Below are 16367 nucleotides of genomic sequence, written 5' to 3' on the forward strand. Positions count from 1 at the left end.
ACGAACAAATAGAGCAGATAGAATTTGCACTCAACCATCGTCCTAGAAAAACACTAGGTTGGTATACGCCTAGTGAAGTTATGGCTGGTTTTTATACTGTTGCACTTGCCGCTTGAATCCGCCATTTTTAATTTCCCCGGCTAAAATTAAAATAAAGATATAAATTTCAATTTTGAATAACTCTATTTATATAGAAAATAAATTTTTATTTTTAACTCCATTTTAAGCGTCACATTATGTTTAGGATTTACTTTGTTGTATTTAAGAAATGACCTACATCCATTCATTGTTTGCAGGTCATCTTCTCTTTAGTTTTTACCGGTATGGCCAAAGCCACCAGCACCACGCTCAGTGGCTTCAAATTCACTGACCAGATCAAATTCAGCTTGTACTACCGGTACCAGCACATATTGCGCCAAACGTTCACCCGGCTCCAGACTGAAAGCAGTCTGACTCCGGTTCCAGACCGATACCATCAATTCACCCTGATAATCTGAATCGATAAGACCTACCAGATTACCCAGCACAATCCCGTGCTTATGACCTAAACCTGAACGTGGCAAGATCAGACCTGCAAAAGCAGGATCTTCGATATAAATCGCCAAGCCTGTTTTCACTAAAACGGTTTGACCCGGTTCAATCACTGTCGTTTCATGGACGCAGGCACGCAAGTCCAATCCTGCTGAACCTGTGGTGGCATAAGTCGGTAATGGCCATTCCTGACCGAGACGCGAGTCAAGGACTTTCACCTGAACTTTCATGTGTTCATTCCTGTTGTTGCATTTAAAATATGTATAAGCGTTGAAGTTTATCGTTTGATAAGATTGCGCAAATTATCCAGATAATGCTGCGCCTGTAATTTCGGATCGATATTACCCGCCAGCTTTTTCTTGCGACCTAACCATTCCAGTTCATCTTCCGGTAATTCATCCAGAAAACGGCTTGGAGTCATTTGCTTCATCTGTCCGCCAGCCTTGCGCTGTTCGGCCAAGGTAATGGTCAGACCCTGACGTGCACGGGTAATCCCGACATACATCAGGCGACGTTCCTCTTCAACCGTCTCCGCAGCAATCGAGTTCTTATGCGGCAGAATTTCTTCTTCCAGCCCGATCAGATAGACATAAGGGAACTCAAGCCCCTTAGAAGCATGTAAGGTTAACAAGTTGACTTTGTCAGTATCTTCTTCTTCCTGTTGCTGCTCCAGCATATCCAGCAGCACCATTTTACGAATCACGCTTTCAATATTTTTTTCATCGACATCTTCAGCGCGGTTAATCAGGCTTTGGATGCTGCTGTAAAGCACTTCAATATTGTCGAGCTTGGTTTTTTCCTGTGCCGGCGTGGCTGCAGTTTCCTTGATGTAATCGATATAACCTGCTTCAATCATCATCTGACGGATGATCGGTACCGGTTCATCATCATCAAGTAAATTGCGGGTAAAGCCCTCAATGAAGTCGGCAAACTCTGCCAACTGTGTGGTGGCCTTTTTCGGAATCGCCATGGTCAAACGCTGATCCGCTGCCGCAGCCAGCAGTGACAGGTTATTTTCCTGAGCAAAGAGACCCAGTTTTTCCAGTGTCACCGGCCCAATGGCACGTTTTGGCGTATTGATAATCCGTAGGAAAGCGCTGTCATCTTCAGGGTTAATGATCAGGCGTAAATAACTCATCATGTCCTTGATTTCGGCACGCGCGAAAAAAGATTGACCGCCAGACAATTTATACGGAATCTGCATCTGACGGAGATGGGTTTCTAAAATACGCGCCTGAAAATTGCCGCGATATAATACCGCATAATCTTTCCAGCTTTTCCCATTCATCAATTTATGCGTGATCAGGTCTTTGACCACGCGTTCTGCTTCATCATCATCATTACGGCAAGTAATCACCCGGATCACTTCACCATGGCCTTTGTCTGACCAGAGTTTTTTATCAAAAATATGCGGGTTATTGCCAATCACGGTGTTGGCTGCTTTAAGAATACGACTGGTCGAACGATAGTTCTGTTCCAGTTTAATCACTTTTAAATTCGGGAAATCTTGTTGCAGCAAGGCCATATTTTCCGGTTTAGCCCCACGCCAGGCATAGATGGACTGGTCATCGTCGCCTACAGCAGTGAACTGCCCCATTACGCCGACCAGTAATTTCACCAGAATATACTGTGCGGTGTTGGTGTCCTGATATTCATCGACCAGCAAATAACGCACCCGGTTTTGCCATTTATCCCGTACTTCGGCATTTTCCTGTAGCAGACGTGTCGGCATCACGATCAGGTCATCAAAATCTACCGCATTATAGGCACGCAGATTACGTTCATAAAGCTGATATAAATGCGCAAACTGGACATCTTCGGCAGTTTCACAAGTGGTATGCGCCTGCTCGGGTGGAATCAGATCATTTTTCCAGTCCGAGATCATTTTCATCGCTTTGGCAATCAGTTCTTTGCTTTCTGCACCGGATAAATTATCACGATGCATCAAATCCATCAGAATACGTTTGCAGTCGTCAGCATCCAGAATCGAAAAATTATTTTTAAGGGGGGTATGTTTCAGCTCCAGACGCAGCATATTCAGGCCAAAGGTATGAAAAGTCGAAACTGAAACGCCTTTACTTTCTTCACGGGTCAACAATTTGCTGACACGCTCTTTCATCTCACGTGCCGCTTTGTTGGTAAAGGTCATTGCAGTAATACGATGCGCAGGAATCCCGCAATGCTTGACAAGATATGCGATTTTTCGCGTGATCACTGAAGTCTTGCCTGAACCCGCTCCTGCAAGTACTAACAAGGGTCCTTGAGTGTATTTCATGGCTTCAAGTTGCTTGTCATTTAACTGACTGGCGAGTGACATATGGCTTCCTCTTCTAGATTCGGCTCCGATTATAGTCATCTCTGCCTCAGTTGCCTAATTTAAAATACGATTAATCAGGTCAATGTTCAGATATAAAAAACCACCCGAAGGTGGTTTTTTTATATGCGTTTAAAGATTATTGAACAGCATATACCGCGATTTCTACACGACGGTTTTGTTCTTTACCCGCCGCAGTTGTATTGTCTGCGATCGGGTTGGCTGAACCTAAACCTTGAGCATTAATACGTGTACGTGAAACACCTTGACCTGATAAATAAGTTGCTACAGAGTTGGCACGTGCTTGAGACAACGGGATGTTGATTGAGTCATTACCGGTACTGTCTGTATAGCCAGTGACCAAAATACCGCTCTGGTTATCTTCGGTTAATACTTGAGCCACTTTATTCAAAGTGCCATAGAAGTTTGGTTTGATGTTCGATTTGTTGGTATCAAATGTAATGCTACCTGGCATTACAAGGTTAATCGAACCATCTGCATTACGGTTAACATCTACGCCAGTTCCGGCTGTTGCTTGACGTAATTTTTTCTCTTTGTTATCAAGATAAACACCTGCTGCACCACCAACAACAGCACCAATCGCTGCTGCACGGTTGTTTTGACGGCTGGTATTCGCATTACTCTTAGAAACACCGTAACCTGCTGCAGCACCAATTAAAGTACCTAAAGCAGCTTTATCATATTCCACACCACCGAGGTTATTACCAGTTGATTGACAACCTGTAAGTGCTACGGCCCCTGCTACAGCTGCTGAAATTACTAGTGCACGCATCGCATGACTCCTTATTGTATGCTTTGTTGTATAAGCGAAATAATGATTTAAATTGAACGGGATAACCATTGAATTTTTGTTAATAATAAATCGTTTCGCAATATTTTGTAATGTTTATATGTAACTAAAACAATGGACTTCATCACAATATCTTCATAGTTAGGCCTTTAGGCTTTTTTATTTGCCTCACTCTCATTATATTATTCAAAATATGAAAAAATTTAAGCGATTAATCTCTGGGGACTGTTTTGATATGTCATCGAATAGCAATAAACAAGCAACTTTAAAAAAACTTACACGTGGCTTGGCTGTCACCTCAGTGATGACAGGCAGTACTTTTTTTCATGGCCCTCCGGTTCTGGCGCTGGGTTTTACCAAGTTTTTTAAAAAATCTGCAAAAGTTGATGAAACCAATATCAAGATTACCAACAGCTGGTTAGGCGTCAATAACTGGCTGATTGACAATGTGCTCAACAATACCGAATGGCAAATAACAGTAGATGAATCACTTGATTTAAATATGCAGGGCCGTTATTTAATGACCTGTAATCATCAAAGCTGGGTCGATACCACCGTCAATCAGTACTTCGGCTTGACCCGTATGCCGCTGACGCGTTTTTTTACAAAATGGGAACTTATTTTTATTCCTTTTGTCGGTCAAGCCTTTAAAATCTTAGGTTTTCCGATGATGAAACGGCATAGCAAGGAACAGATTGCTAAAAATCCTGCGCTAAAATACCGCGATATGGAAGAAGCACGTAAATCCTGTGAGCAGCTGATCAGTCAGCCCTTTACCCTGTTAAATTATCTGGAAGGCACGCGTTTTACCCAAGACAAACATGATCAGCAGCAGTCTCCTTACAAATACTTACTTAAACCTAAGGCCGGTGGTCTGGCTTTGGCGCTGAGTATTCTCGGCGATAAAATTGATGCGCTGGTCGATATGACCATCGTTTATCCGGACGGTATTCCGGGTTATGGTGAATTTTGGTTAGGTGAAGTGCCACGAATTGCGGTAAATTTAAGAAAAATTGAGATTCCTGACTGGGTACTCGGCGGCAATTATGAAGATGATGCTGAATACCGTGCACGTTTCCAGAAATGGATTGATCAAATCTGGACTGAAAAAGATCAACTAATAGCGCAAATGCAGCAGAACTTTGACCAAAGCGCTGTCTGATTTTTTGCCTGAGTAACTATGAAGAACGACAACCCCGACATCACCTCTAGCTCATTTAAGTTTATTCGTAAAGGCACCTGGGGCTGGAAAGTTGCGCTGATTTACGACATTTTTATGATGGTCTTAATCATCATTAATCTATTTTGTCTCAGTGCCAACGCCATTTTAATGAGCGATTTTGGTCAATGGTTGTTTGACTTCATTCGTTTACCGGAAATCTTGCAGTTTTATAAAAGTGATTTACGCCCTTGGGTCGTCATTACTGAGGGCTGGTTTACCACCTTCCTGATCTGTGAATTACTGGCACGTTGGGGCATTGCCATTGTTCAGCGCCATCATCGGCGCTGGTGGTTTTTTCCATTCGTACATTGGTATGAAATTCTCTCCATTATTCCACAACTGCGCTTTCTGCGTCTGTTACGTGCGGTCGCGATTGGCTATAACTTGCATAGTCACGGTTATAAAGTCATTCCCGAGCGCTGGTATCGTCAAGGCAATTTTTATTACAACATGCTCATGGAGGAGCTTTCCAGCCGTGTGGTGCTGACTGTACTGGACGGTATTAAGCGTGAACTCAGCACCAGTACATCACATAAAAAATTGATTGATGATTTGGTAGAACATCATCGTAAATTACTGGCAGTTGCCTTGGCAGACATCTTGCAGGAATCTTTGGGTAAAGAGTTGCAGGCACAACGTTCCATGATTGCTAAAAATGTCGGGCAAGTAGTCAATCAAGCCATTGAAGACACCCCGGAACTGACCCAGTTATTGCGATTAATTCCACTTGTCGGTAGCCGGATTGAACAACAAATTCAAAGTATTGGCCAACGTCTAGGGGAAAATATCACCCAAGGTCTGATTGATCCCTTTACTCATACCGGCCAAAAAGAAAATCCGACTTTTACCCTAATTTCAGATAAAATCAGCCAGATTCAGATTGAACATAATCCACATATTGATAAGTTGGTTGAATCGGCTGTTTTTGAAACACTTGAAGCGATCCAAAAACAGGTGAAAGTCAAACAGTGGCAACAGATTTTAGAAGAACATGAGCAAAATCAGCGCTCAATAGATAGATAACATTTAAAGTGCAGAACCAGATAAAATCATCCGGTTCTGTTGGCATAAAAAAATAACTGAGATCGCTAGAGAATTACGCCAATTTGTTCTAGGATTTGCACTATTTACAACATTGCTTCGACATAAAACCAGCAAGTCAGAAGTATTTAAGGAAGAATTATGGCTGATATACGGATAAAAGGCAGAATGGTCAATGCAATACGCATTAGCTTAGATACCAATGATCATGATGCCATCCGCCAGCAACTTAGCCCAAAATTACAAGCTGCATTCCCATCTGGCACTTTGGCCGTCATTGAAAGTTCAGTTGAACAGGAACTGATTGCCCTGATTCAGCTGTTAATCGACTTAGATGTACAGCCAATGGCCGTGACTGAGGGTTTACTGGGTGATCAGGCGCGTTCCATTCAGTTCCCGGTTTTGCCACCCGATCGCCAGTTAGAAGAAGTGAAAGCCACGAAAGAACAGGTGGTAGAAGTTAAGCCAGAAGCAGCGACAAGTGATGATCAGGCAGCTGCTGCCCCGATCGTTGCGCATGTGACCTCATATCATGATGAAATTCTGCGGACGGGCCAATGTATTGTGCAGCATAATGGCGACATTATTATCAATGCCGGCATCAACAGTGGTTCAGAACTGATTGCTTCAGGCAATATCCATGTGTATGGCAGCGCACGTGGTCGTGTCATTGCAGGTGTCGGGGGGAATACGGCAGCCCGTATTTTCTGTCACAGCCTTGAAGCAGAACTGATCTCGATTGCGGGAACCTATTGCGTAGCGGATGATATTCCCCCGCATGTCGTTAAGAAATCAGTGCATATTTACTTGAATGATCAACAAGAGCTTGTATTTGAAGCTCTACAATTTTAATGTATAAATAAATACCAAAAACCCCATTTTAAACAGGGGATTTGAACCATAACAGGAGTGGATTCGGTGGCGAAAATTGTTGTCGTAACGTCAGGCAAAGGTGGTGTAGGTAAAACTACAACAAGTGCATCTTTTGCAACAGGTTTAGCCCTACGCGGTCACAAAACTGTTGTGATCGATTTCGATGTAGGTTTACGTAACCTTGATTTGATTATGGGCTGTGAACGCCGTGTAGTTTATGATTTTGTGAATGTTTTAAATAACGAAGCACGATTACAGCAAGCACTGATTCGCGATAAAGATATTGAAAATTTATATATTTTACCTGCATCACAAACACGTGATAAAGATGCCTTAACAGATGAAGGTGTTGCTCGTGTAATGGATGAACTTTCGCAGGAATTTGATTACATTATCTGTGATTCACCTGCCGGTATTGAACGTGGTGCTATTTTGGCCATGTACCATGCTGATGAAGCCATCATTGTCACCAATCCTGAGATTTCATCAGTACGTGACTCTGACCGTATCATTGGCATGCTTGACAGTAAAACTAAAAAAGTAGAACAAAACGAAGGTCGCATTCGTAAGCATCTGTGTATTACCCGTTTCAACCCGGAACGTGCCGATAAACAGGAAATGCTGACGATTGACGATATTTCTAAAGATATTTTACGTGTACCGACCTTGGGCGTTATTCCTGAGTGTCCAAGTGTTTTACAGGCATCGAACGAAGGTAAGCCGGTGATTCTTTTTACTGAGGCTGCAGCAGGTCAGGCTTATGATGACCTCGTGGCACGTTTCCTTGGCGAAGAACGTCCTTACCGTCATATCGAGGTAAAACCTAAGGGCTGGTTAGCACGACTATTTGGAGCGTAGACATGGCAGGATTCTGGAGTAAACTTTTTAGTGGCGAGGATAAACCATCAAGCGCACGGACTGCTAAAGACCGTTTGAAGGTTATCGTTGCTTCCGAACAAGGCTTGGGTCGTCGCTTGAGCCAGGACAAAATTGATCAGATGAAGACAGAAATCATGCAAGTGGTCAATCGCTATGTACGTGGTGTCGATGAGCAGCATATTCAAATGTCGGTACGTTCTGAAGCCAATATTGAAATGCTTGAGATGAATATCAATTTACCTGAAGAACGATAATCTGATTTTTGATTGGTCAAGCAAATTGATTCAAGGCAAAATATGAGGCCGGATTAGTAAAGCACGGCTTTACCCGGCCGCAAGACGAGAAGCTAGGCTTCGAGTGGGCTGGTCGTAAATACTGCTTTACCCAGCCGCAAGTCGAGAAGCTAGGCTTTGAGTGGTCTGGATCAGTAAATTAAAGCACGGCTTTTAAGGATTTACTCAATCCCAAGACTAGAAACAATGTTTCTAGTAGACAGAGTCAGCTCAAAAGACACTGTCTCTTGCTCATACAAATTTTGCCTTTTTTCATGCCGAAAAAACTACATTAGATCAAGGAAATTGCGATGGCATTATCTCAACCAGCGACCTTTAACGAAGAATGGTCAGATGAACGTGTATTTGCCTACCTGAATCAGCTTCCTCCTGCAGGTGTAAATGCTGACTTTCACGTGCTTTATCATGCTTTCAAGCATATGCGTCCATTTGATTATGAACGCCTGTTGACGAAATTTGTCGCTGATGACCGTGATGTCAATGCAACCAATCCTGAAGGGCAACGCATTCATGACGTGATTGCCACCTTCCCGCGTCAAAGTGCCGAGTTCTTGGCGGTATTGGCAAAGTTTACCTGATTTTAGCTACCGTATTAAAAAAGCCTGCAATTGCAGGCTTTTTTATGGTTCAGTATAAAGAAACTTAAACTAGAATCTCGCGTTTACCATTGGCCCCCATGCCACTGACAATACCATTCTCTTCCATCTGGTCAATGATCCGCGCAGCACGGTTATACCCCAGACTAAATTTACGCTGTAGCGAAGACGTTGAAGCCTTACGGGTTTCGAGTACAAATGCTACGCACTGATCATACAGTGCATCTCGATCTGGGCCACTCTCTCCACCCTCTTCAAAACCGCGATTTGATGGTTCCTCATCATACGGCGTCAGGATTTCATCGACATAATTGGGCGCACCACGTTCACGCCATGCATCACAAATCCGGTTCACTTCATCATCGGCAATAAAGGCACCATGCACACGCTCAGGCTCAATTTTACCAGGCCCCAGGAAGAGCATATCACCATGACCGAGCAAGTCTTCTGCACCGCCTGCATCCAGAATAGTACGTGAGTCAATTTTTGAGTTGACACGCAGTGCTACACGGGTCGGAATATTGGCTTTGATTAAACCGGTGATCACATCCACCGATGGACGCTGAGTGGCGAGCAGCAAGTGAATACCGGCCGCACGGGATTTTTGTGCCAGACGCGTAATCATTTCTTCAGCTTTTTTACCGACCTGCATGATCATGTCAGCAAATTCATCCGCGACAATCACAATCGAAGGCAACGGCGTTAAACGCGGTGCACGCTCACCCACCACTGAATCGCTGGCCTTCCAGGTTGGATCGATCAGGTCTTCACCATTGGCAATCGCTTCTTCGACCTTGCGGTTATAGTCACTGAGTTTACGAATTTTCAGGAAAGACATCAGTTTATAGCGACGTTCCATTTCATTGACACACCAATTTAATGCGTTGACTGCATCTTTCATATCGGTGACGACAGGCGTCAATAAATGTGGAATATCATTATAGTTAGCCAGTTCCAGTTGCTTTGGATCGATCAGAATCAAACGCAACTGTTCAGGGCTGTATTTGAGCAACATCGATAGAATCATCGAGTTGACTGCCACCGATTTACCTGAACCCGTGGTACCCGCCACCAGCATATGCGGTGCCTTGCCCAAGTCAGCAATTACCGGATTACCGGAAATATCCTTACCCATTGCCATGGAAAGAATACTGTTCGGATCAGTGAAGGCTGGAATGGTCAGAAGCTCGATCAAACGTACCATTTCACGGCTGCTGTTCGGCACTTCAATCCCGATATACGGTTTACCGGGAATCACTTCAACCACACGTACCGATGCCATCGACATCGAGCGTGCCAAATCTCGGGAAATATTAGTGACTTTAGAGGCCTTCACACCCGGCGCCAGATCCAGTTCAAAACGTGTCACCACTGGGCCCGGCTGTGCTTCAACCACCTTGGCTTTGACATTGAATTCCTGCAGTTTGATTTCAAGCAGTTCAGATAAACGCGACAATTGTTCTTCAGTGAAATTCACTTTTTTATTCGGATCGACTTCATCCAGCAGGTCCAGACCCGGAAGAGGCGATAGATCTTTACGGCGCTCAGCCACCTGCATCGCACGTGACATCGGACGGCCTGAAGCATCAGTTAAAGGTGCATCAAAATCAAACTCGTCTTCATCTTGTGGTTTGCCAGCCGTTTCTTGCCAGGCTTCTACAAATTCTTCTTTAGATAAAGCCTCGCGTACTGCGGCATGAGTTGCAGAAGAATCAGATACCGGTTGTGCTATAACTTGATGCTGAATCGGGGCCTGTACAAAAGCAGAAGATTGCGCATAGCTAGAGCTGCGTACCGGTTGGCTTGGTCTTGGCTCATCTTCTTCAATCAGCAAATCACCCAGGTCATCCAGATCGGCTTGCAATGCACTATTTTTGACTACATGTGCTGTTGCGACAGATGCCAGAACCGGCGCCGCGCTTGTAACTTCTTCGGCAAAGCTCTGGGGGTTTGCAGCAGGCGCAGCATTAAATGGACTATGCACATCTGTCGCCGTTTTCCCTTGTGGAACGGCAGCCAGAAGTTCATCAAAGATTTCATCATCATCCCAGTCCAGCCCAGTATGCGTAGCAGGCGCTGTTCTGGCTTGAACATGTTGAGACGGCACAGCTTGAGAAACCGCCAAGTGTGAGGCTGGAGCACTATGCTGCTCTTCTTCGGCAGCTTTAAGTAATGCATCAATATCCTGTTTATGGCGCTGATCTTCACTGGAATGTAAGGTACGCCATACTTCGCCTGTTGCCACGACGCGGTCTGGCTGTTGCGGCACTTGCGGTGCTTGCTTCAATGTCTCGACTGGCTCAGGAGCCTGCTGTACAGCCTCAGGAATATCGTCATGTAACTGTGGCTGCTGCGATTCTTTATCAGCAAAATCATCAAATAAGCGTTCAGCAACCTGATCACGCACTACCGGATCGATGTCTACCAGTTCATGCTCAGGTGCAGGGGTTACTGCGACCATTTTCTTCGCAGCATTCACTGGCTCTTTTTTAACCACAGGCGCAGTCCGGTCAAAATCGGACATACCTTCAGGGATATTGCGATAGAACAGATCCTGTAAATAAGCCGGTGTTGCTTTGAGACTGCTCCAGGTCTTGTTCCACTTCACCCCAAAGGCCAGTGTAAATAACATCACCCAAAATACCAACAGGAAGAATGCAGCACCATATACCGTCAGCAACTGTTCTAAACTCTGGCCTAATTCATAGCCAATAATACCGCCGGAAGAGTTATCCAGCGTATCGGCAGGCACTTGCCAGAATAAAAACAGCAGTGCTGACGTGGTCAATAACAGGAAGAATTGCGCAGCATAGCGGAATGGCCGGTTCAGGAAGCTACGTGGCCACCAGACCTGAACCGCTTCCATAAACAGATAGACAGGAATCAGCAGGCTTGCCCAACCGAGAAAGCCAAACAAAAGGTCTGCAATCCAGGCACCCGCAACCCCACTGGCATTCGAAACGGTCTGCGTATCACTAGAGATATGCATCCATCCCGGATCAAATGGCGTATAGGTCACTGTTGCAAGAAACAGATAAATCCCAAATGAGACTAAAAATAATGTCATTACTAAGCGCTGTGCATAGGCACTCGACACCGCTGTCATATACTGTCCTGTAACCAATTCTTCATGAATATTCTTTTGCTTCAATGCTTGAAAAAAGCGACGCAATAAAAGGCATATTATGCACCTGTTCTGTGAAAAAAGATGCACTATTGTGCAAGCACACTGTGTACTTATTATATATAGCCCAAATCGATTTCAATGATCAATAATATCGACTTTAATCTCACCCCACTGTTATACAGTTTCACGTATAATTCAATAAATTTCTAAATAAAAAAGGATACAGCTGATGAGCGCACGTCACTCACGACTGATTATTTTAGGTTCTGGCCCCGCAGGCTACAGCGCAGCAGTCTATGCAGCGCGTGCAAACCTAAAACCAACCCTCATTGCCGGTTTGCAACTGGGCGGCCAATTGACCACGACCACGGACGTGGATAACTGGCCCGGTGATCCTGAAGGCTTAACCGGTCCAGCATTGATGGAGCGTATGCAGGCGCATGCAGAGCGCTTTGGCACTGAAATCGTGTATGACCATATCAATGAAGTAGATCTAAACCAGCGCCCTTTCGTATTGAAAGGCGATATGGACGAATTTACCTGTGATGCTTTAATCATCTGTACCGGTGCAACAGCTCAATATTTAGGTCTTGAATCTGAAGCTGCCTTTATGGGTCAAGGCGTCAGCGCTTGCGCCACTTGTGATGGTTTCTTCTACAAAAACCAGAAAGTCATGGTTGTGGGTGGTGGTAACACCGCTGTTGAAGAAGCCTTATACTTATCCAATATCGCTTCGCATGTGACTCTGGTTCATCGCCGTGATTCATTACGTTCTGAAAAAATCTTGCAAGATCATTTATTTGCTAAAGAAAAAGAAGGCAAGATCAGCATTATCTGGAACCATCAGGTCGATGAAGTTTTAGGGGATGCACAATCTGGTGTGACCTCTGTACGTATCAAGTCGACCCAGGATGACTCTACTCAAAACGTCGATGTAACGGGTATGTTTGTTGCCATTGGCCATAAGCCAAACAGTTCAATGTTTGACGGTCAGTTGCAGCTGCGCGACGGTTATATTCAGGTGCAAAGTGGTACTGCGGGTAATGCAACCCAAACTTCGGTACCGGGCGTATTTGCTGCGGGCGATATTGCTGACAGCATTTACCGTCAGGCCATTACTTCTGCGGGTTCAGGCTGTATGGCTGCACTCGATGCAGAAAAATATCTTGATGCGATGGGCAAACTAGACTAAGCAGCAAGAATAAAAATGCCGTCCATTATGGGCGGCTTTTTTATTGCTAGAATTAGCTTATGATTCATCTATAGTTTTATTTCAGGTTTGCCATGCATCTACTTCCTCCCTCACAATTTATCTTTCCTGACCCGATGCAGGTTGACCCTGAAGGCGAAGGACTGATTTGTATTGGTGCTGACCTCTCCCCTTCCACACTTTTTGAAGCCTATACCCATGGCTTATTTCCCTGGTTTTCTGAGGGAGAACCTATTTGCTGGTGGAGTCCGGAACCGCGCTGCATTATTCGGCCCCATGATTATCATCCAAGTAAATCCCTGATCCGCAATATGAAAAAATGGGATTATCAAATCACGGTCAATCATGCTTTTGAAAGGGTGATTCGTTCCTGCTCACTGCCGCGTGCTTATGCAGAAGAAACCTGGATCAGTGAAGATATTATCGCAGGATACTGCGACATGTTCGATGCCGGATATGGCTATAGTATTGAGATCTGGGATGAAAATCGCATTGTAGGTGGGCTTTATGGTGTGACGATTGGACAGGGTTGTTTTGGTGAGTCCATGTTTAGTACGCAGACCGATGTTTCTAAAATGGCTTTTTATACTTTAATGCTGATTGGGCAGGAAAATAAGCTGCCCTGGATTGACTGCCAGTTGGTCAATGACCATCTTTTAAGCCTCGGCGCCTGTACACTTTCTCGCCAAGACTATCTTAATTCGTTACAAGATGTTGTAAAACAGCCTGCTATCGATTGGAAAAAGTATCAAGAGGGTGTATTTTCAAGTAAAACAATAGCGCAAAACGCGCGACTCAGTGAATGAAAATAACAGAGGGTACTTGTTATGAACTCTTATCAGCCAAAGTCCCTACTGAACGATTTACAGTATTATATTACGCCGCCGCACGATTGCAGCTACTTGCCCAATAAGTCGGCACGTATGGTTTTTCTGGATCCTGCGCATCGCATTGATGTACTGACCCTGTCAGAACTGTCGCGCACCGGTTTCCGGCGCAGTGGCGATTTTGTTTATCGTCCGGAATGTCATCTGTGTCGTCAATGCTTATCTTCACGCGTGCCAGTGGCTGAATTTTCCATGAACAGTTCACAAAAAAAAGCCTGGAAACGCAATCAGGATCTGCGGGTGAAAATTACCAGTCCAGAGCAGGCCGGTGATACGCATTATGCGCTGTATGAACGCTATATCAATGAACGCCACGCAGATGGTGACATGTTCCCTCCGAGTCGCGATCAGTTCGAAAAGTTTTTATTGCAAAGTTGTACAGACAGCTTCTTTTTAGAATTATGGCTGGATGATCGCTTGATCAGTGTTTCCACCTGCGACTTGCTGGATGATGGCATCTCGGCTGTATATACCTTCTTCGATCCGGATGAAAATCGCCGCTCTCTCGGTGCATTTGCAATCTTGAAACAGATTGAACATGCGCAAAAACTTGGCTTGCAATTCATCTACCTCGGTTATTGGGTGCCACATTCCAACAAGATGAATTATAAATCTCAGTATCTGCCGCTAGAACTCTTGATTGATGGTCAATGGCGACGTTTAAACCGTGCGCTGAGTGAGCTGGAGATTCAGCACCTGGGAAACTCATTGATGACGACCTTACCCAGCGGATGGAATCACCAGATTATTAAATAAGGTCGTCAGTTTCTATTTGAACAGGCTAGCAAAGTCATCCGTACATGCCTTGACCATAATGATGGCATGTTCGCGTGTTCCGTTTGAACCCGGATAATAATTTTTGCGTAAATCAATCTGATGAAAGCCTGACTTCTCATAAAGCTTGATGGCAGCAATATTAGTTTCGCGCACTTCCAGGAAAATCTGCACCGGATTATTTTTCAGCATGGCGACTGAGGCATCCAATAATTGATAACCCAAGCCCTGACCTTGCTGAGCCGGATCAATTGCCATAAGCAGTAAATTGGCTTCATCCAGCACCGGTTGTAAAATACAAAATCCCAGCACCTGCCCTTGCTGCTCGATCACGGTACTTTGATAAGCAGTCACCGCATCTTCAAACTGTTTTAAAGTCCAGGGATGTGATTGAACAGATTTTTCAATCTTTGCAACGGCTGCTACATCCGCTGCTTGCATTAAACGAATCATCTTCGTTCATCTTATATAGAATTAACTTCCGCATTATAGAAACTTCATCCAAAAAATCGAGTAAAAAAAAGAGCAATTTCAATCGCTCTTTAATTTTCAGTCCTATTCAAGTCCGAGTTTGGCTTTCCAGACTGTTAACAGGCCATGTGTATCATGATCATTTGGATGAAAGCCAGGTTTAAAGTACATTAACATTTCACGACTCATGCCCGTAATTACCCCTTTTGATGGGCTATACGCGTAGGTATATATCGATTTCAGCGATTCCAAATTCAATTGATTGTCCTGCTTGAGTAAACGTGCCAGAAAATAGCTTTGTACAACAGCTAAGGTTGCCATCGAAATGACCAAAGATGAGGTCCGTAGCGCATAGGCTTTTAAACCGTTACCAAAGACAGCTTCAAACACATCATAGGCCACCGCTTTATGTTCATTTTCTTCAATCGCATGCCACATCCACATATTTTTCATGGTTTTATCAGTCATCAGTTCCTGGATATGAGCGTTACTTAACAACTGCGTTGCGATGGTCGTGGTAAAATGTTCCAGTGCTGTGGTTGCAGTCAAATCCACCATTTCTTGGCTAATGTCAACTGGCTTCAGCAGTTTGGCCATGACTTTACGCGTGGTCTGAATCACCTGATCGGTATAATGATCCAGTGTCTCGACATCATGTCCATAGCGCTGTGCGGAGGCATTAAAACCGACATGTTCATGCGTGTGCATAGCTTCTTGACCAATAAAGGCAGAAATTTCTTTTTGCAATTCTGCATTATCTTTGATCGCTGGATGCTGACGCACGGCCCGAACGCTATCGATAAAGAACTTTTCACCTGCCGGAAACAGTGCAGATAAGGCGGTCATAAAATGCGTTAAACCGGCTGATCCATGCATCCAGTATTCCGGGACATGATCAAAATCAAAATTCATACGACGAACAGGAAAGCTTGCACCAGCACGCTCTGAAATTTTTACTTTTACGTTCATTGTAGGCTCCTTTCAAGCACAGCTGCCTGAATCTATTATTTGTTTTATTGAGCCTAGTTTTATTGATTTTTATCGTATAAATAAGTGCAGTTTAGGTCATCACACTATCAGTTAAGGACACTCATGAGTGATTGTCTGACAAAAATCCAGACAAAAAAAACGCCTCAAAGAGGCGCTTTTTTTACACAATCAGCGATTATGCAGTTACTTTAGCAACTACACCAGCACCCACTGTACGACCACCTTCACGGATCGCAAAACGTAGACCTGGGTCCATTGCGATTGGGTGGATTAGCTCTACTGACATCTCAACGTTGTCACCAGGCATAACCATTTCCACGCCTTCTTTAAGCGCGATCGCACCAGTTA

The 16367-nt window shown here is 44.3% G+C and carries 15 protein-coding genes and 2 pseudogenes; 10 read left to right on the top strand and 7 right to left on the bottom strand.

What is annotated here, in order from left to right; genetic code table 11:
* A pseudogene (locus tag FTU45_RS13810) lies at window positions 1–116 on the top strand (IS30 family transposase); the annotation flags it as partial.
* Between the two features lie 192 nt (window positions 117–308).
* Here the strand turns inward: FTU45_RS13810 and dut are convergent.
* The 3 genes from dut to FTU45_RS13825 all read right to left on the bottom strand — a co-directional run bounded on the left by dut (window position 309) and on the right by FTU45_RS13825 (window position 3638).
* Complete coding sequence (gene dut, locus FTU45_RS13815) at window positions 309–761, bottom strand: dUTP diphosphatase (RefSeq protein ID WP_005172331.1); 453 nt, start codon at window positions 759–761, stop codon at window positions 309–311.
* Between the two features lie 47 nt (window positions 762–808).
* Window positions 809–2848 carry a UvrD-helicase domain-containing protein gene (locus FTU45_RS13820; protein WP_005096042.1) on the bottom strand — a complete coding sequence of 680 codons (2040 nt, stop codon included), beginning with the start codon at window positions 2846–2848 and terminating at the stop codon, window positions 809–811.
* Window positions 2849–2984: 136 nt separating this feature from the next.
* Window positions 2985–3638 (bottom strand): OmpA family protein, encoded by a 654-nt coding sequence (locus tag FTU45_RS13825; protein WP_074384135.1) that lies wholly within the window; start codon window positions 3636–3638, stop codon window positions 2985–2987.
* A gap of 253 nt (window positions 3639–3891) precedes the next feature.
* On the opposite strand from FTU45_RS13825, the gene FTU45_RS13830 reads away from it, so the two are divergent.
* The 6 genes from FTU45_RS13830 to FTU45_RS13855 all read left to right on the top strand — a co-directional run bounded on the left by FTU45_RS13830 (window position 3892) and on the right by FTU45_RS13855 (window position 8542).
* Window positions 3892–4818, top strand: a complete 927-nt coding sequence (locus FTU45_RS13830; protein ID WP_005172334.1) for an acyltransferase — start codon at window positions 3892–3894, stop codon at window positions 4816–4818.
* Window positions 4819–4836: 18 nt separating this feature from the next.
* Window positions 4837–5901, top strand: a complete 1065-nt coding sequence (locus tag FTU45_RS13835; RefSeq protein ID WP_005172337.1) for a hypothetical protein — start codon at window positions 4837–4839, stop codon at window positions 5899–5901.
* A 159-nt stretch (window positions 5902–6060) separates the two neighbouring features.
* Window positions 6061–6771 carry a septum site-determining protein MinC gene (gene minC / locus FTU45_RS13840; protein ID WP_005096035.1) on the top strand — a complete coding sequence of 237 codons (711 nt, stop codon included), beginning with the start codon at window positions 6061–6063 and terminating at the stop codon, window positions 6769–6771.
* 66 nt (window positions 6772–6837) lie between these two features.
* On the top strand, window positions 6838–7650 hold the full coding sequence (gene minD, locus FTU45_RS13845; protein WP_005096033.1) for a septum site-determining protein MinD: 813 nt from the start codon (window positions 6838–6840) through the stop codon (window positions 7648–7650).
* Between the two features lie 2 nt (window positions 7651–7652).
* Entirely contained in the window at window positions 7653–7925 is a 273-nt protein-coding gene (gene minE / locus FTU45_RS13850) for a cell division topological specificity factor MinE (RefSeq protein ID WP_005096032.1), read from the top strand.
* Between the two features lie 329 nt (window positions 7926–8254).
* Window positions 8255–8542, top strand: a complete 288-nt coding sequence (locus FTU45_RS13855; RefSeq protein ID WP_180076593.1) for a PA4642 family protein — start codon at window positions 8255–8257, stop codon at window positions 8540–8542.
* Window positions 8543–8606: 64 nt separating this feature from the next.
* On the opposite strand, the gene FTU45_RS13860 is transcribed toward FTU45_RS13855, so the two are convergent.
* The gene (locus FTU45_RS13860) at window positions 8607–11666 is read right to left on the bottom strand and encodes a DNA translocase FtsK (protein ID WP_180076594.1); all 3060 of its coding nucleotides are present in this window, start codon (window positions 11664–11666) and stop codon (window positions 8607–8609) included.
* A gap of 250 nt (window positions 11667–11916) precedes the next feature.
* Here FTU45_RS13860 and trxB point away from each other — a divergent pair, with 250 nt between their 5' ends.
* The 3 genes from trxB to FTU45_RS13875 all read left to right on the top strand — a co-directional run bounded on the left by trxB (window position 11917) and on the right by FTU45_RS13875 (window position 14540).
* A complete protein-coding gene (gene trxB / locus FTU45_RS13865; protein WP_005172342.1) occupies window positions 11917–12879 on the top strand; it encodes a thioredoxin-disulfide reductase in 963 nt (320 codons plus the stop codon).
* A 92-nt stretch (window positions 12880–12971) separates the two neighbouring features.
* Entirely contained in the window at window positions 12972–13703 is a 732-nt protein-coding gene (gene aat / locus FTU45_RS13870; protein WP_180040283.1) for a leucyl/phenylalanyl-tRNA--protein transferase, read from the top strand.
* A gap of 21 nt (window positions 13704–13724) precedes the next feature.
* Window positions 13725–14540, top strand: a complete 816-nt coding sequence (locus FTU45_RS13875; protein ID WP_005096022.1) for an arginyltransferase — start codon at window positions 13725–13727, stop codon at window positions 14538–14540.
* A gap of 12 nt (window positions 14541–14552) precedes the next feature.
* Here FTU45_RS13875 and rimI read toward each other — a convergent pair whose 3' ends face one another.
* The 3 genes and pseudogenes from rimI to FTU45_RS13890 form a co-directional block, all read right to left on the bottom strand.
* Window positions 14553–15011 carry a ribosomal protein S18-alanine N-acetyltransferase gene (rimI, locus tag FTU45_RS13880; protein WP_005096020.1) on the bottom strand — a complete coding sequence of 153 codons (459 nt, stop codon included), beginning with the start codon at window positions 15009–15011 and terminating at the stop codon, window positions 14553–14555.
* Between the two features lie 102 nt (window positions 15012–15113).
* Entirely contained in the window at window positions 15114–15998 is an 885-nt protein-coding gene (locus FTU45_RS13885; RefSeq protein ID WP_180076595.1) for a metal-dependent hydrolase, read from the bottom strand.
* A 196-nt stretch (window positions 15999–16194) separates the two neighbouring features.
* Window positions 16195–16367 (bottom strand): annotated as a pseudogene (locus tag FTU45_RS13890) (elongation factor Tu); the annotation flags it as partial.

Origin of the sequence: Acinetobacter sp. YH12106 (assembly GCF_013418995.1) — a bacterium.
Classification (GTDB): Bacteria; Pseudomonadota; Gammaproteobacteria; order Pseudomonadales; family Moraxellaceae; genus Acinetobacter; species Acinetobacter pseudolwoffii.

Excerpts from the sequence above, each read along its gene's own strand:
- dut (WP_005172331.1), bottom strand. The coding sequence starts at position 761 with ATGAAAGTTCAGGTGAAAGTCCTTGACTCGCGTCTCGGTCAGGAATGG.
- FTU45_RS13820 (WP_005096042.1), bottom strand. The coding sequence starts at position 2,848 with ATGTCACTCGCCAGTCAGTTAAATGACAAGCAACTTGAAGCCATGAAA.
- FTU45_RS13825 (WP_074384135.1), bottom strand. The coding sequence starts at position 3,638 with ATGCGTGCACTAGTAATTTCAGCAGCTGTAGCAGGGGCCGTAGCACTT.
- FTU45_RS13830 (WP_005172334.1), top strand. The coding sequence starts at position 3,892 with ATGTCATCGAATAGCAATAAACAAGCAACTTTAAAAAAACTTACACGT.
- FTU45_RS13835 (WP_005172337.1), top strand. The coding sequence starts at position 4,837 with ATGAAGAACGACAACCCCGACATCACCTCTAGCTCATTTAAGTTTATT.
- minC (WP_005096035.1), top strand. The coding sequence starts at position 6,061 with ATGGCTGATATACGGATAAAAGGCAGAATGGTCAATGCAATACGCATT.
- minE (WP_005096032.1), top strand. The coding sequence starts at position 7,653 with ATGGCAGGATTCTGGAGTAAACTTTTTAGTGGCGAGGATAAACCATCA.
- FTU45_RS13855 (WP_180076593.1), top strand. The coding sequence starts at position 8,255 with ATGGCATTATCTCAACCAGCGACCTTTAACGAAGAATGGTCAGATGAA.
- FTU45_RS13860 (WP_180076594.1), bottom strand. The coding sequence starts at position 11,666 with ATGACAGCGGTGTCGAGTGCCTATGCACAGCGCTTAGTAATGACATTA.
- trxB (WP_005172342.1), top strand. The coding sequence starts at position 11,917 with ATGAGCGCACGTCACTCACGACTGATTATTTTAGGTTCTGGCCCCGCA.
- aat (WP_180040283.1), top strand. The coding sequence starts at position 12,972 with ATGCATCTACTTCCTCCCTCACAATTTATCTTTCCTGACCCGATGCAG.
- FTU45_RS13875 (WP_005096022.1), top strand. The coding sequence starts at position 13,725 with ATGAACTCTTATCAGCCAAAGTCCCTACTGAACGATTTACAGTATTAT.
- rimI (WP_005096020.1), bottom strand. The coding sequence starts at position 15,011 with ATGATTCGTTTAATGCAAGCAGCGGATGTAGCAGCCGTTGCAAAGATT.
- FTU45_RS13885 (WP_180076595.1), bottom strand. The coding sequence starts at position 15,998 with ATGAACGTAAAAGTAAAAATTTCAGAGCGTGCTGGTGCAAGCTTTCCT.